The sequence below is a fragment of the Microseira wollei NIES-4236 genome, from assembly GCF_020521235.1.
GTDB lineage: Bacteria > Cyanobacteriota > Cyanobacteriia > Cyanobacteriales > Aerosakkonemataceae > Microseira > Microseira wollei.
In genome coordinates, this window is record NZ_BLAY01000484.1 from 1 (window position 1) to 800 (window position 800).

1 protein-coding gene is annotated in these 800 nt (G+C 54.0%); it reads left to right on the plus strand.

Annotated elements, in window-relative coordinates:
- Nucleotides 1–800, plus strand: an 800-nt coding sequence (locus MiSe_RS49395; RefSeq protein ID WP_226594927.1) for a photosynthetic reaction center family protein, incomplete at both ends; no start/stop codon positions are given.

An 800-nucleotide genomic window follows, 5' to 3' on the forward strand; every position in this document is an offset into this window, starting at 1 on the left:
GTCTCCAGCCCCCCAGACAGCATGGGACATTCGCTGTTGTTCCTCTGGGGACCCGAAGCCCAATGGAACTTCACCCGCTGGTGTCAGCTAGGTGGGTTGTGGAGCTTCATCGCCCTGCACGGCGCCTTTGGCTTGATTGGCTTCTGCCTGCGCCAATTAGAAATTGCCCGTCTAGTGGGCATCCGTCCCTACAACGCCCTAGCATTCACCGGCCCCATCTCGGTGTTTGTTTCGGTATTCTTAATGTACCCCTTGGGACAATCGAGCTGGTTCTTTGCACCCAGCTTCGGGGTAGCCGCCATCTTCCGTTTCATCCTCTTCCTGCAAGGGTTCCACAACTGGACGCTCAATCCCTTCCACATGATGGGAGTTGCAGGTATCCTGGGAGGAGCGCTGCTGTGTGCGATTCACGGTGCAACCGTGGAAAACACGCTGTTTGAAGACGGCGAAGGTTCCAACACCTTCCGCGCCTTCAACCCCACCCAAGCCGAAGAAACCTACTCGATGGTGACCGCGAACCGTTTCTGGTCGCAAATCTTCGGGATTGCATTTTCTAACAAACGCTGGTTACACTTCTTTATGTTGTTCGTACCAGTGACTGGGTTGTGGATGAGTTCGATCGGCATAGTTGGGCTAGCGCTCAACCTGCGGGCTTATGACTTCGTGTCGCAAGAATTGCGCGCCGCCGAAGACCCAGAGTTTGAAACTTTCTACACGAAAAACATTTTGTTGAATGAGGGCATCCGCGCTTGGATGTCACCTCAGGATCAACCGCACGAAAACTTTATCTTCCCTGAGGA